The 13,453-nt window shown below is 59.0% G+C and carries 16 protein-coding genes; all 16 read left to right on the forward strand.

The features are described 5' to 3' along the window. The coding region (locus ACHHTY_RS10740; protein WP_395494139.1) for a PEP-utilizing enzyme at nt 1-1,298 on the forward strand (1,298 nt) is incomplete at its 5' end. A gap of 3 nt (nt 1,299-1,301) precedes the next feature. Beyond that, on the forward strand, nt 1,302-1,688 hold the full coding sequence (locus ACHHTY_RS10745; protein WP_395494140.1) for a response regulator: 387 nt from the start codon (nt 1,302-1,304) through the stop codon (nt 1,686-1,688). Between the two features lie 482 nt (nt 1,689-2,170). After that, entirely contained in the window at nt 2,171-2,704 is a 534-nt protein-coding gene (locus ACHHTY_RS10750; protein WP_395494141.1) for a CBS domain-containing protein, read from the forward strand. A 173-nt stretch (nt 2,705-2,877) separates the two neighbouring features. After that, nucleotides 2,878-4,347, forward strand: coding sequence for an SLC13 family permease (locus tag ACHHTY_RS10755; RefSeq protein WP_395494142.1), 1,470 nt, complete (start codon nt 2,878-2,880; stop codon nt 4,345-4,347). 81 nt (nt 4,348-4,428) lie between these two features. Then, a complete protein-coding gene (locus ACHHTY_RS10760; RefSeq protein ID WP_395494143.1) occupies nt 4,429-4,812 on the forward strand; it encodes an SgcJ/EcaC family oxidoreductase in 384 nt (127 codons plus the stop codon). 8 nt (nt 4,813-4,820) lie between these two features. After that, complete coding sequence (locus ACHHTY_RS10765; RefSeq protein ID WP_395494144.1) at nt 4,821-5,324, forward strand: Na+/H+ antiporter subunit E; 504 nt, start codon at nt 4,821-4,823, stop codon at nt 5,322-5,324. Nucleotides 5,325-5,326: 2 nt separating this feature from the next. Further along, nucleotides 5,327-5,683, forward strand: coding sequence for a monovalent cation/H+ antiporter complex subunit F (locus tag ACHHTY_RS10770; RefSeq protein ID WP_395494156.1), 357 nt, complete (start codon nt 5,327-5,329; stop codon nt 5,681-5,683). 11 nt (nt 5,684-5,694) lie between these two features. Then, on the forward strand, nt 5,695-6,099 hold the full coding sequence (mnhG, locus tag ACHHTY_RS10775) for a monovalent cation/H(+) antiporter subunit G (protein ID WP_395494145.1): 405 nt from the start codon (nt 5,695-5,697) through the stop codon (nt 6,097-6,099). Next, the gene (locus tag ACHHTY_RS10780) at nt 6,096-6,359 is read left to right on the forward strand and encodes a Na(+)/H(+) antiporter subunit B (protein ID WP_395494146.1); all 264 of its coding nucleotides are present in this window, start codon (nt 6,096-6,098) and stop codon (nt 6,357-6,359) included. Before mnhG ends, ACHHTY_RS10780 begins: the two co-directional genes overlap by 4 nt. Then, nucleotides 6,356-7,105, forward strand: a complete 750-nt coding sequence (gene mbhE, locus ACHHTY_RS10785; protein WP_395494147.1) for a hydrogen gas-evolving membrane-bound hydrogenase subunit E — start codon at nt 6,356-6,358, stop codon at nt 7,103-7,105. Before ACHHTY_RS10780 ends, mbhE begins: the two co-directional genes overlap by 4 nt. A gap of 4 nt (nt 7,106-7,109) precedes the next feature. Continuing rightward, nucleotides 7,110-7,499, forward strand: coding sequence for a cation:proton antiporter subunit C (locus ACHHTY_RS10790; RefSeq protein ID WP_395494149.1), 390 nt, complete (start codon nt 7,110-7,112; stop codon nt 7,497-7,499). Beyond that, nucleotides 7,496-9,040 (forward strand): complex I subunit 5 family protein, encoded by a 1,545-nt coding sequence (locus ACHHTY_RS10795; protein WP_395494150.1) that lies wholly within the window; start codon nt 7,496-7,498, stop codon nt 9,038-9,040. The genes ACHHTY_RS10790 and ACHHTY_RS10795 overlap by 4 nt, the downstream gene beginning before the upstream one ends. Before the next feature lie 38 nt (nt 9,041-9,078). Beyond that, nucleotides 9,079-10,563: a monovalent cation/H+ antiporter subunit D family protein gene (locus ACHHTY_RS10800; RefSeq protein WP_395494151.1), complete on the forward strand. Its 1,485-nt coding sequence runs from the start codon at nt 9,079-9,081 to the stop codon at nt 10,561-10,563. After that, entirely contained in the window at nt 10,560-10,814 is a 255-nt protein-coding gene (locus ACHHTY_RS10805; RefSeq protein ID WP_395494152.1) for a hypothetical protein, read from the forward strand. Before ACHHTY_RS10800 ends, ACHHTY_RS10805 begins: the two co-directional genes overlap by 4 nt. A gap of 39 nt (nt 10,815-10,853) precedes the next feature. Further along, nucleotides 10,854-12,644, forward strand: coding sequence for a Na(+)/H(+) antiporter subunit D (locus ACHHTY_RS10810; RefSeq protein WP_395494153.1), 1,791 nt, complete (start codon nt 10,854-10,856; stop codon nt 12,642-12,644). Between the two features lie 597 nt (nt 12,645-13,241). Next, complete coding sequence (locus tag ACHHTY_RS10815) at nt 13,242-13,397, forward strand: rubredoxin (RefSeq protein ID WP_395494155.1); 156 nt, start codon at nt 13,242-13,244, stop codon at nt 13,395-13,397. Nucleotides 13,398-13,453: the final 56 nt, after the last annotated feature.

The raw sequence follows: 13,453 nt of genomic DNA on the forward strand, positions 1-13,453 counted from the left end.
AGGTTGCCGGGGAAGCGCCCCGCAAGGGGGCTGAAGCGGCCCCGGCCTCCGGCGAGCCGGAGGAAGGCTTATTGATGCGGGGCGGGATCCGGGTCTCGGCCGGGGCGGCCGCCGGGGAGGTTTACCCGGTCCGCAACGAGCAGGACTTGCTTGGTTTTCCCCGGGGCGCGGTCCTGCTGGTCACCCACCCCCTGCCGGAATGGGCCGTGGTGTTGCCCCGGGCGGCGGCGGTGCTGAGTGAAACCGGGGAGAGCGCGGCCCATCTCGCCACGGTGGCCCGGGAGTTCGGCATTCCCGCCATTTTCGGCCTTGCCGGGGCCCGCGACCGGTTGGCGCCGGGGACCGAAGTCACGGTGGAGGCCACCGGTCTGCGGGTTTACGCGGGTCGGCGAGCCGATCTCCTGGCCCAGGCCCCGCCCCCGCCCAAACTGATGATCGGCAGCCCGGTCCACCGGGTGCTGGCCGAAGCCGCCGCCCTGATTACTCCGCTTACCCTGCTGGATCCCACCTCGCCTTTTTTTCGGCCCGGCAATTGCCGCACCCTGCACGACATCACCCGTTACTGCCACGAAAAGGCGGTGGCGGAAATGTTCGCCTTCGGGGCCCGCCAGGGCTTCGCGGCCGGGGCCGCCAAGCAGTTGGTGGGCAAGTCGCCCTTTACCTGGTGGGTCATCGACCTGGAGGACGGTTTTGCCCCCGAGCATGATCCCAGCCAGCCCTTCATTCACCTGGACCATATCGTATCCCAGCCGATGCTGGCCATCTGGCGGGGAATGACCGCCTTTCCCTGGCAGGGGCCGCCGCCGGTCAACCTGCGGGGATTCGGCTCCATCCTCTTCCGTTCGACCATGAATCCGGATCTGGAACCGGCGATCCGTTCCAACTACAATGCCCGCAGTTACTTTCTGATTTCTCGTAACTTCTGCAACATGAGCATTCGCCTGGGCTATCATTTCGCCCTGGTGGAGAGCCATATCTCCGAGTTGCTCACCGAAAACTACGTCAGCTTCCAGTTCAAGGGCGGGGCGGCCGATGACCGGCGCCGGCTGCTGCGGATCGACCTGATCGGCGAGGTGCTGGAACGTTACGATTTCCGGGTGGTGCGTAAGGACGACACCCTCACCGCCCGCCTGGAAAAAATGGAGGCGCCCTTTCTGCTCGAGCGCCTCAAGGTGGTGGGCTACCTGCTGATCCATACCCGCCAGATCGATATGGTCATGGGGGACAAGAAAATGGTTCAATGTTATCGCCAGAAAATAATCAGCGACCTGGAGTCGCTGCTGCAACCGGGGGGTTGACCGATGCCGAAACCATTGCAATTGCTGATCGTTGACGATGAAATCGAGTTCCTCGAGGCCCTCTCGCGGCGCCTGAGCTTCCGGGGATTCGCGGTCCGGACCGCCACCAGTTGCGAAGCCGCCCTGGCCGCCCTGGCTGATGCCCCCAGCCAGGTGGTGATCCTCGATGTGATGCTGCCGGATCTTGACGGGCTGGGCTGCCTGCGCCGGATCAAGGAACGGTGGCCGCAAGTGGCGGTGATCATGCTCAGCGGCCACGCCTCGATCACCGCCGGCATGGAGGGTATCGCCTGCGGGGCCAGCGATTATTGTCTCAAGCCGGTTGAATTGGTTGAACTGGTTGAAAAAATTCATATCGCCTACGCCGAAGCCCTGGCTCGCTCGTCCTGAGCCAGCCGGCTGGTCCAGTCACCGGGGGGATTTTTCGCTGTTTGTGGCAGAGCTTGCCGCTTCTCCCTCTCTTTTTTTTATCCCAGATCAAAAAGCCGTACTCTTGGTCCTTTAGCCTGCAATCCGGTCCCACGCCTGAGGACTTATCCTCTTGAGCAAAACTGAGTTTAGGAATGGTTATTGTAAAAATCCCTTGACAGTCATTCGGTTGGAGAATTATGAACAGCCATTCAGTGAGGGCGTTATGGGCAGTTCCTTAAACGGGCACCGAAATGCTCAGGGTGCTTGCGAGCCCCCTCTTTTAGGGTTGTTTCGAGCCCAAGGACAGGCAAAAATGGCACATCGCTTCAGGCCGGCCATTAAAATTTATTGTCCAAGGGGTCGCAGGGCCCCTCTGACAATTGATCAGGCGCCTCATCACAGTTGTCGGTGAAGGCGTTTTTGTTTTTCTTCATTTTTCTTTCTATCGCAAGGAGGCTGTCATGGCCGCTGACACAGAGGGCAGGGAAAAATTTTTGGTGAAGGGCTTGGTCATTCCGATGAAGCGCTTTCCTCACGTTAATGAGGATCAGAATTTGAACGAGGCGGTCAAGGTGCTGCGGGGGCATACCTGCGGCGATGATCAGCGGATGCGCTATGCCGATATTCTGGTGATTAATGCCAATCACGAGTTGGTGGGCCGGGTCAATATCCCGAGCATCGTCAAGGGGCTCGACCCCAATATGGCCCAGATGTTTAAGGGCTACGAGGGCAAGCCCGGCGAGTTCCCCAACCTGGCCATCCTCTGGGGAGATTCATTTTTTGATGAATGCAATATCCGCTTTCGCAAGAACATTAAAGAATTCATGACCGAACTGCCCACTCCGGTCCAGGAGACTGATTCGGCCATGAAGGCCCTCTCAATCATGCTGGCCCATAATGAAACAGTATTGCCGGTTCTCGCCGACGACGCGGTGATCGGGGTGATCCGCCTGGAGGAGATTTTCAACGCTATTGTCAGGCGTTGTGCCGATTGATAGGGCGGGTTGGCACCGGCGGTTTTCCCGGTTTTTTTGGAGTGATGATAGATTCCAGTCATTTATTCGAAGTTATTAATAATCCGTGACGAGCCCGGCGGCGGGCGCGGAAGGGAGAGGTTAAATTTATGGCAAATACAGCGACAAGCGCGCAAGACGCAGGAGAAGAGAAAATGGGTTTGGCTGCGACTCCTCGCAAAATTGACTGGTTCAGATGGTTTTTCCTGTTTCTGGGGATCGGGCTTTTCTGCCTGGTCTATTACGCTCCTCCCTGGCCCAGTGCCTTCGATCCCATGGGCAAGGAATTCGTCCTCTCGCCTCAGGGCAAGGCAGCTCTGGCCCTTTTCCTGCTGGCCGGTACCTGGTGGGTCTTCGAGGTATTGCCCATCGGGGTGACCGGGTTAACCATCGGGGTGGTCCAGGCTCTCTTCTTTATCCGGCCGGCCAGTGAGGCCTTCAAGGACTTCATGGATCCCGCGGTTCTCTTTATCTTCGGCTCCCTGATCATCGGGGCGGTCTTCACCAAGGTGGGGATCACCAAGCGCATGGCCTACAAGATGCTGGACATTGTCGGGGAGCGGACCAGTATGATCTACCTGGGCTGCTTCGTGATCACCGCCCTGCTCACCCATGTCATGGCCCATACGGCGGTGGCGGCCACCATGTATCCGCTGCTGCTCTCCATTTACGCCCTCTATGGCGAGGGCGACCGGCCCACTAAGTTCGGCAAGGGGCTGTTCATCGGCATGGCCTTCGTGGCCGGGGCTGGCAGCATCATCACCCTGCTCGGCGCCGCCCGCGGCATCGTCGCCTTGGGCTTTTTCCAGCAGATTACTGGCCGGGAAATCTCCTTCTTTGAATTGACTTTCTATATGTTCCCGATCGGCTGGTTGATGGTCTTCGCCCTTTGGGGTTTGATTATGATCCTCTTCAAGCCGGAAAAGGCGGAAATTTCCGGCCTGCGGGAAAAGGCCCGGGAACTCAACGCCGCCATGGGGCCCATGACCCGTGATGAAAAACTGGCCGGGATCATCGTCCTGGGGGTCATCGTCTTTTTGTCCATGCAATCATTTATTCCCGCCCTTCAGGCCTTCAACAAGGCGGCGGTATTGCTGGTTTCCACCCTGCTGTTCTTCATTCTCAAGATTCTGGACATCAATGACCTCGAGGCGGTGCCCTGGAACATCGTTCTCCTTTTCTCCGGGGCCATGAGCATGGGCTTCTGTCTCTGGCAGACCGGGGCGGCTGAATGGCTGGCCATCAACTGGCTGGGCTTTTTCCAGGAATCGCACTGGTTCGTCTTCGTCCTCAGCATCGCCTTCTTCGTCATGATCATGACCAACTTCATCATGAATGTGGCGGCGATCGCCATCTCGGTGCCGGTGGCCCTGGTGGTAGCGCCCTATCTCGGCGTGGCCCCCGAGGTTATCGTCTTTGCCGCCCTGATTACGGCCGGGATGCCCTTCCTGCTGCTGGTGGGCGCGGCCCCCAACGCCATCGCCTATAACTCCAAGCAGTTCACCAGCGGCCAGTTCTTCGCCGCCGGTATTCCGGCCTCGATTATGCTGATGGCCCTGGTGGCCCTGGCGGTCCTGCTGGTCTGGCCGCTGATGGGGATGCCGGTCTTGCTGCCATCACCCTAAATTATGGCAATGTCGGGGCGGGAAAGCGAGCCTGCTTCCCCGCCCCGCTTTTTAAACCTTCGCCTAAAAGAGGTGTGTGTCATGTCACAGCAAGCTGAAGTCGCCGCCCTCTTCGATACCTGGAACCAGGCCCTGCAGAGCGGCGATCCCGACCAGGTCACCGCTCTCTACGCCTTCAACGGCATCCTGCTGCCCACCGTTTCCAACCAGGTCCGCCATAACCACTCGGAGATCCGGGATTATTTCGTCCACTTCCTGGCCAAGAAACCCCAGGGCAAGATCGACGAGAGCAATATCCGGATCTTCAACGATATCGCCATCAATTCGGGGGTCTATACCTTCAACTTCGCCCCTCCCGGCGAAGCGGCCTTTGCCGCCACCGCCCGCTTCACCTTCGTTTATCGCTGGCAGGGCGATCGCTGGCAGATCGTGGAACACCATTCCTCCCTGATGTCGGAGAAATAGGCCGGGCCATGTCCGTCATTATTACTTTTTGCGTGATGTTCGCTTTCTGGATCGTGATGTCCGGAAAGTTCGACCTCTTTCACCTGGGGATGGGCTTGCTCGCCAGCGGCCTGGTAACCTGGCTGTCCCATGACCTGCTCTTTGCCGGCCACACCAAGAAATTCGGGGCGATGCTGGCTGAAATCGGCCGATTTCTTCAATATTCGGTCTGGCTTTTCTGGCAGATCATCCTGGCCAACATCCATATTGCCGGTCTGGCCCTTTCGCCCAAGGCCAAGGAGTTGATGGAACCCGATATCATCACCTTCAAGACCGTGCTGAATACCGAGTTTGCCCGTTTTGTTCTGGCCAATTCCATTACCCTGACTCCTGGGACGGTGACTGTGCGGATTCAGGACGATGTCTTTTACGTGCATGCCATCACCGTTAAAGCGGCCGGTGATCTGGCCGGGGATGGACCCGGGGAAATGGAACGCTGGGTGGCCTGGGTTTTTGAAGGAGGCCGGCGGTGAATATGGAACAGTTCTTTATAGCTCTCGGGGTGGCTCTGCTGGTGCTGATGCTGGTCTGTCTTTACCGGGTGGTTCAAGGCCCCACCGTGATCGACCGCATTCTCGGGGTCAATGTTATCGGGATGAAGACTACCGTCCTGATTATAATTGTCGGCACCCTGGATGCCCGGGTGGAGATGTTCATTGATATCGCCCTGGCCTATGCCCTGCTCAACTTCATCACCACCATCGCCGCGGCGCGCTTCTACCAGCGCTTGTCCCAGCCCGCCCCGCGGGATGCCGAGGAGGCGGAGCCGGCCCCCTCGGCGCCGCCCCCGGCGGCAGGGCTGGTGTCCCCTAAGACGACCCCAGAGGGCTGAGGAGAGAAAAGATGTTGCTCAACAGCTTGGTCATTATTCTGATGCTTAGCGGATTTATGCTTTTTTTCGCCACCACCGTGGGTCTGCTCCGCTTCCCTGATTTTTATACCCGGGTTCATGCCGCCGGCAAGGGCGACACCCTTTCCACCGCCCTGCTCCTGGGCGGCCTGATTCTTTACCTGTTGCGGGACTTCAACGGTGAAACTCTGCTGACCGCGGTCAAGCTTTCCCTGATCGTGTTTTTTGTCTTTTTAGCCAGTCCCACCGCCACCCACGCCATCATTGACGCCGGCTACGAAGCCAAGCTGCCGAGCTGGAGCAAACATCAGCAGCGGGAAGGGTCAGGGGGCGGCGGCGAAGCGGGATCCGTGCCCGGAAAGGACGGAAAGCCCGACCGGCCGGAGGGTGACTCATGACCTGGGATGCGAGCCTGCTCTGGCAGTTCGACCTGTTGATCCTGCTGATGATGGTGATCTGCGCCATTGCCGCGCTCTCGCTTAAGGATCTGGTCAGTTGCGCGGTGGTTACCGGGGCCTACAGCTTTCTGATCTGCCTGATGTGGACGGAAATGCTGGCGGTGGACGTGGCCTTTACCGAAGCGGCGGTGGGAGCCGGAATCAGCACGGTGGTCATCCTTGCCACCGCCCAGTATGTCAAACGGAGGAGTAAGGATTGAAGCGGCTCACTCTCGTTGTCCTGATAATTTGTGCTTTGATCATGCTCAAGGCAGCGGTAGATCTGCCCGACTGGGCTGATCCCGGTTCGCCGGCCAGCACTCATCTTTCTCCCGACTTTCTCAACCAAGGCTACGGCGAGACCGCCACCCCCAATATCGTCACCGTGGTTTTGGCCGACTACCGGAGCTACGATACCATGTTCGAGGCGGTGGTGGTTTTCGTGGCCGCCCTTATCGTCATGATAGTTTTGCGCCATATGCCCCGCAAACGACCGAAAATTCTCCCCCCGCGGCCGCGACGGGAAGGTCGCGACACGGTTTTACGGGGCGCGGCCCAATTGATCATCCCGTTAATGCAGATTTTCGCCCTGTATGTGCTTGGCCATGGCCATTACAGTCCCGGCGGCGGTTTCCAGGGCGGGGTGATTTTCGGGGCCAGCTTCATTCTCCTGGCGCTTTGCTACAACCTGAAATTCACCATAGACCGCTTTAAGGAGCAGGCCGTCCTGGTTTGCGTGGCCGGCGGGGTTTTGCTTTATGCCTCGGTGGGAGCCATCTGCTTGGCCATGGGCTGGAATTTCCTCGGCTACGCCGGCCTGGCCGGGATACTGGGGGTTTCCGAGGTCATGGCTCGCTCCCACGGCATTCTGGCGGTGGAAGTCGGGGTGGGGATCACGGTCATGTCGGTCATGGTTTCGCTTTATTACGATCTCGCCTCGGGCGGGGATCTCGACGAGGGCCTGTAAGATCATGGATGAGCTTTTTCCCTTCATCATCGCCAAATACAACTACTGGGCCGCCCTGGTACTGCTCTTCATCGGGCTTTACGGGATGATCGCCAAGAACAACCTGATGAAGAAAATCATCGGTATGGTCATCTTCCAGACCGCCATTCTCCTTTTTTTCGTCTCCATCGGGGTCAAGCGGGGAGCCACGGTGCCGATCATCCAGTTTACGGCGGACAAGCAGCCCCTGCTGGATGCTACCGCCTATGCCAACCCGTTGCCTCATGTTCTGATCCTCACCGCCATTGTGGTTGGGGTGGCGACCCTGGGGGTGGCCCTGGCCATCCTCCAGAAAATCCAGCGGGTCCACGGCACCATCGAGGAGGATGAAATCCTGGAGGATCTGCGGCGATGATGATCGACCAGGCTCCCATTCTCATTATTGCCGTCCCCCTGTTTGCCGCGCTGCTGCTGACCGTCGCCGGCCCCTTGGGGCCGCGTTTCGCCTACGGCTTTCTGATCAGCGCTCTGGCCGCATCCCTGCTTTTTTCCTTGATCAGCCTGGGTCTGGTCATGGCCGACAACCAGGCGGTTCATTATTACCTGGGCGACTGGCCGCCGCCGCTGGGGATCGAACTGGTTATCGATCATCTGAGCGGGTTGGTCCTGGTTTTGGTGTCCGGCTGCGCCCTCTTGACCGCGATCTATTCCCTGCGGACCGCCCAGCAGGACAACCCCGACCGCCTGCACCAGTACTACGCCCTTTTCTGCTTGCTGGTCACCGGCCTGTTGGGGATGACCGCCACCGGCGACGTTTTCAACCTTTATGTACTGTTGGAAATAGCCGCCCTGTCGAGCTACGGTTTGTTGGCCCGGGGCCGGGGGCCGGCCTATTTCGCCACTTTCAAATACCTGATCGTGGGGACCATCGGGGCTTGCTTCTATCTTTTGGGCGTGGGCTACCTTTACATCATGACCGGTTCGCTGAACATGGCCGATCTGGCTGAAATCCTCAGCCGCCCGGAGTTGCAGGAATCGGTTAGTGTGCGCATCGGCTTCACCCTCATCATCCTTGGGGTCTGGATCAAGATGGCCCTGTTTCCCCTCCATGCCTGGCTGCCCAACGCTTACAGCCTCGCCGGAACTACCACTGCCTGTCTGATCGCCCCCCTGATGACCAAGGTCAGCGTTTATATCATGCTGCGGGTAATGTTCACGATTTTTTCCGTCGATTACGTCTTCGATTCCATCGCCTGGGGTCAGCTGGTGATTTATCTGGCCTCGGCGGCGGCGGTGTTGGGGATGATCGCGGCCCTGGCCCAGCGTGATTTGCGTAAGATGCTGACCTATATCATCGTGGCCGAAATCGGCTACATGACCGGCGGAGCCTGGGTGGCTAACGCCGCTGGTTACACCGGCGCGGTTTACCACATTCTGGCCGACGGCCTGATGACCCTGTGTCTCTTTATGGCGGTGGGAGCGGTGATTTATCGCACCGGCCAGACCTCCATGGCGGCCATGCAGGGTATTTTTACCCGCATGCCCATTACCGCCGTGGTGCTGGTGATCGGGGCGGGGTCGATTATCGGTATTCCTCCCACCTGCGGCTTTTTCTCCAAGTATTACCTGATCCAGGGAGCGGCCCAGGCCGGCGCCTGGGTCTTTTTGGCGGCCCTGCTGATTGCCAGCCTGGTGGCGGCGGTGATGTTTTTCAAGATGCTGGAGATCGCCTTTTTCGGCGACCCGAAGGCTTTGGAGCAGGAGGCGACCCATGGGCATGATGGCCACGGCGGCCACGGCGGCCATGACGCTCAGCCGGCGGTGGCCCGCCGGGAAGCGCCCTTGAGCATGCTTATTCCCATGGTCATTACCGCCGCCAGCCTGATCCTTCTGGGGCTTTATACCAAGGAAGTGGTCATCTATTTCATCGGCTGGTCGATCCCGGCCGGTTTTTAATGGCGGTTTGCTGAACTGCGAGGTAACCACAGCTTAAGATGTTTTCACCCTCATTTTATCAAATAGCCCCGGTGATCGCCATTTGCGCCTCGCTGGCCGCCGTGCCCCTGATCGCCATCAGCGGTAGCCGGCCCAATCTGCGGGAGTTCTGGACTTTCCTGGCCGCCGGCATCAAGTTCGCCATGGTCTTTTCCCTGGCCGGCTGGGTGCTGGCTGGCAACGTGGTGGAAGTGGAGCTGATCCGGGTGCTGCCCGAGCTTTCCATCGCCCTGCGGGTGGACAGCTTCGGCATGGTCTTCGCCCTGGTTTCCTCTTTTCTCTGGATTGTCGCCGCCACCTACACCGTCGGTTACATGCGGGGGCTCAACGAGCACGCCCAGACCCGCTTCATGGTCTGCTTCGCGTTGTCGCTCTGCGCCGCCATCGGGGTGGCCTTCTCCGCCAACCTGCTCACCATGTATCTCTTCTACGAGATGCTCTCGCTTTCCACCTACCCCCTGGTGGCTCATCATCAGGACCGGGAAGCCCTGGGCGGGGCCCGCAAGTACCTGGTCTTCCTGCTGGGCGGTTCGGTGGGCCTGGTGCTGCCGGCCTTGATCGTTATTTTCGCCATCGCCGGTACCCTGGAATTTGCCGACGGCATTCATGCCGGCATCATTCCCGGCGCCACGCCGGACGCCATGGTGGTGATCCTCTTTTTCGCCTGCCTTTTCGGTTTTGCCAAGAACGGCATCATGCCCATGCACGCCTGGTTGCCCGGCGCCATGGTGGCCCCCACCCCGGTTTCCGCCCTGTTGCATGCGGTGGCGGTGGTCAAGGTCGGGGTTTTCTGCACCACCCGGGTGATGCTCTATGTCTTCGGCATCGACCTGATGGACGACTTGAACCTGGGGCTGGTCACCGCCTATATCGTCTCCTTTACCATCATCACCGCCTCCATCATCGCCCTGACCAAGGACAATCTCAAGGCCCGGCTGGCTTATTCCACGGTGAGCCAACTCAGCTATATCGTGCTGGGGGTGGCGCTGCTCTCGCCGGTGGCGGTGCAGGGGGGCCTGATTCACATCGTCAACCACGCCTTTGCCAAGATCACCCTCTTTTTCTGCGCCGGGGCCATCTACGTGGCCACCCATAAGAAAAATATTTCCGAGCTGGGCGGTCTGGGGCGGGTGATGCCCTTTACCTTCGGGGCATTTGCCGTGGCCTCGCTTTCCATGATCGGCGCGCCCCCGGTGGGCGGCTTTATCAGCAAGTGGTACCTGCTGGTGGGGGCCCTGGATGCCGGTCAGATCGCCATTATTCTGGTGCTGCTGGCCTCCACCATGCTCAACGTGGCCTATTTTGCGCCGGTGGTTTATCACGCCTTTTTCGGTAAACCGCCGGCCGGTGAGGTGCTCCCGACGAGAATCAAGGAAGCGCCGTTGATCATGGTGGCGCCCATTGTGTTGGCCGCCTCTATTTCGCTTTTTATCGGGGTCTATCCCGATTTGATGATGCAGTTTGTGAAAATGGTGATGCCATGATGCTGGTCCGGATGATCGATTACCTGCGAGAGCGTCCCCTGCTGGTCCGGCGTTTCTGCTACCTGGTGGTGGCCGGGGTGCTGCTGTGGGATGCTTTGCTGCTCGACAAGAGCTACGCCCACATCGTGCTTGAGCATCTGCCCGGGTTCTGGTCACTCTTTGGTCTGATCGGCTGCGTGCTGCTGATCATTGTGGCCAAGGGGCTTGGGGCCCTGGGGCTGCTGACCCGTGAAGATTACTACGACCGTTAATAAGGTTTTTTGAAAATCCTTTAAGTTGAGGAGCCTGCTGTGACGGAATTCTGGTTTCATCCAGCGCTGGTGCTGATTATCGGGGCCCTGGTGCTGCCCATGGTGAAGGGGGTGGCGCGCAAGCCCTTTTTGCTGCTGGTGCCGGTGCTGGCCTTTGCCGCCGTGCTGCAGATGGAGCAGGGGGTTTTCGGGGTCTTTCCCTTCCTCAACTGGGAGCTGACCTTCGGCCGGGTGGACCAGCTCAGCCTGGTCTTTGCCTACATCATGACCCTGATGTGCATCATCGGCACCCTTTACGGCCTCCACGTCGAGAACGATTACGAGCATATTTCGGCCTGGTTTTACGTGGCCGGCTCCTTGGGGGTTATTTTCGCCGGTGATCTGCTGGTGCTGTTCCTCTTCTGGGAGGTCATGGCCTTTTCCTCCACCTTCCTGGTCTGGTTCCGGGGCACTCCCGGCGCTCTGGCCGCCGGTTATCGCTACCTGCTGGTTCATACCGCCGGTGGGGTGGCCCTGCTGGCCGGCATTGTGTTGCATTACCAGGCCACCGGGGACTTGAGCTTCAACCAGTTCGACGTGGTCAACCCGACCCTGCCGGTCTGGCTGATCATGATCGGGGTGATCCTCAATGCCGCCGTACCGCCCCTGCACGCCTGGCTGCCCGACGCCTACAGCCGGGCCACGGTCAGCGGGGCGGTGTTCATGTGCGCCTTTACGACCAAGACGGCGGTTTACGCCCTGTGCCGGGGGTTTGCCGGCATGGAGATCCTGATTGTTCTGGGGGTGATCATGACCCTCTACGGGGTCATCTACGCTCTGCTCAGCAACGACACGCGCCGGTTGCTTTCCTACCATATCATCAGCCAGGTGGGCTTCATGGTGGCCGGGGTGGGGGTCGGCACGGCTTTGGCGGTTAACGGTGCCATCGCCCATGCCTTTGCCCATATCCTTTACAAGGCCCTCTTGTTCATGGGGGTCGGTTCGGTGCTCTACATGACCGGCAAGAGCAAGGCCACCGAACTGGGCGGGTTGTACAAAAAGATGCCCATGGCCCTGTTTTTCACGGTGATTGGCGGGCTGTCCATTTCCAGCTTTCCGTTTCTCAGCGGTTTTGTCAGCAAGACCATGGTGGTGGCCGGCACCTTCGAGGCCTCCCATTACTGGGCGGCCTATCTTATGCTGCTGGCCTCGGTGGGCACCTTCCTCTCGGTGGGCATCAAGATCCCCTACGTGATCTGGTTCGGCGAGAACAAGTGTTCCGAGGAAACCTGGAACAAGGCCGCCGATCCGCCCCTGCACATGCAGCTGGCCATGGGAATTGCCGCCTTCCTCTGTCTGCTGATCGGGGTTTACACACCTTATCTTTACAACATGCTGCCGTATGAAGCGTCGTTCAACCCCTATACCGCCTACCACTTTGCGGAGGTGGTCCAGATTCTGCTCTTCACCGGGGTCGGTTTCTACCTCTTTGTCAGCAAGATGGCCCCCAAGGCCAAGCTCAGCCTGGACATGGACTGGTTCTACCGGATGGGAGGTCGGCTCTTTCTGCTGGCCATGCAAAAGGGGATGACCAGGGTCAACGACTGGGGTCAGGCCACCCTGGCCGAAGAAGTGCCCCGCCGCCTCAACCGCTTCTTCATCGACGGCCCGGCCCGCCTCTGCCTGCTGGTGGTCAAACCGATCTGGCAATTGACCGGGGTCCGCATCGAGGGTCCCGACGGGGCCGAGCAGCGTTTCCTGGAAACCTTCAGCCGTTCGCTGTTCACCGTTGGTTCCACAGCGGTCTTTACGGTGGCCATGTTGATGCTGCTGCTATTCTTCATTACCTAGTCAGCATTCCTGGGTGGGCCAGGGAGAGGAGCGGCCCCTGCCTTCTATCGATTTCAGGTTGCCCTTTTGTCGTTGCCGGCAGGCCGCGATGGCCTCCGCCCATCGGCCAAGGAGCGGTCGCAGACTGCCCTGAACTCATCAATCCTCTGGTTGGCCTGACCTGATCGCCATGCGGGAGTAACCAGCCGCCGGATCTGATAATTTGTGCCCCGCCGGTAAATCCAGGATTATCCTTCAGCCGACTCTCATTATTGCGAAGTCCGCTTCTCCTTTAGCTTTATCCTTATTATCTCCAGCGCTCTCTGTCCCTTTGGCTGACCTGGCAAGATCGGGCCGGGCATATGTATCATTAGCCACCCCCCTTATTTTTTATGGATTTTTACCGGCCCAGGATATATAGTAGGGATTATCAACAGCAAAACCGGCTAATGCCGGGGGATATTACTGTAGCTGGGGCGTGGTTGTTGTGGCCGGATTAGCCCCAAAATGCCCCGCCGACATAGACCTTTGTCATTTTATTTTTTCTGCATAATTGGCGCCGCTGATCTGGGAAATTTAGCAAGGCCTGTTTAATTCAAGCTTAAGAGGAGAACCATCATGGACAAGTACGAATGCCCCTGCGGTTATGTTTACGATCCGGCGGAAGGTGATTGCGACAATGGCATCGAAGAAGGCACCGCTTTTGCCGACCTGCCGGCGGACTGGGTCTGTCCCAAGTGCGGCGCCGAGAAAGAACATTTTTACCAGATTTGAACAGGCGAGAGATCTTGCCGGAACCCGCTCTTGCCGCAAGCCCCGCCCCGGAATGA

The organism is Desulfurivibrio nitratireducens, assembly GCF_044068515.1.
Taxonomy (GTDB): domain Bacteria; phylum Desulfobacterota; class Desulfobulbia; order Desulfobulbales; family Desulfurivibrionaceae; genus Desulfurivibrio.

Bases quoted from the DNA above. Each gene is read 5' to 3' on its own strand.
- ACHHTY_RS10745 (WP_395494140.1), top strand. From the start codon at position 1,302: ATGCCGAAACCATTGCAATTGCTGATCGTTGACGATGAAATCGAGTTC.
- ACHHTY_RS10750 (WP_395494141.1), top strand. From the start codon at position 2,171: ATGGCCGCTGACACAGAGGGCAGGGAAAAATTTTTGGTGAAGGGCTTG.
- ACHHTY_RS10755 (WP_395494142.1), top strand. From the start codon at position 2,878: ATGGGTTTGGCTGCGACTCCTCGCAAAATTGACTGGTTCAGATGGTTT.
- ACHHTY_RS10760 (WP_395494143.1), top strand. From the start codon at position 4,429: ATGTCACAGCAAGCTGAAGTCGCCGCCCTCTTCGATACCTGGAACCAG.
- ACHHTY_RS10765 (WP_395494144.1), top strand. From the start codon at position 4,821: ATGTCCGTCATTATTACTTTTTGCGTGATGTTCGCTTTCTGGATCGTG.
- ACHHTY_RS10770 (WP_395494156.1), top strand. From the start codon at position 5,327: ATGGAACAGTTCTTTATAGCTCTCGGGGTGGCTCTGCTGGTGCTGATG.
- mnhG (WP_395494145.1), top strand. From the start codon at position 5,695: ATGTTGCTCAACAGCTTGGTCATTATTCTGATGCTTAGCGGATTTATG.
- ACHHTY_RS10780 (WP_395494146.1), top strand. From the start codon at position 6,096: ATGACCTGGGATGCGAGCCTGCTCTGGCAGTTCGACCTGTTGATCCTG.
- ACHHTY_RS10790 (WP_395494149.1), top strand. From the start codon at position 7,110: ATGGATGAGCTTTTTCCCTTCATCATCGCCAAATACAACTACTGGGCC.
- ACHHTY_RS10795 (WP_395494150.1), top strand. From the start codon at position 7,496: ATGATGATCGACCAGGCTCCCATTCTCATTATTGCCGTCCCCCTGTTT.
- ACHHTY_RS10800 (WP_395494151.1), top strand. From the start codon at position 9,079: ATGTTTTCACCCTCATTTTATCAAATAGCCCCGGTGATCGCCATTTGC.
- ACHHTY_RS10805 (WP_395494152.1), top strand. From the start codon at position 10,560: ATGATGCTGGTCCGGATGATCGATTACCTGCGAGAGCGTCCCCTGCTG.
- ACHHTY_RS10815 (WP_395494155.1), top strand. From the start codon at position 13,242: ATGGACAAGTACGAATGCCCCTGCGGTTATGTTTACGATCCGGCGGAA.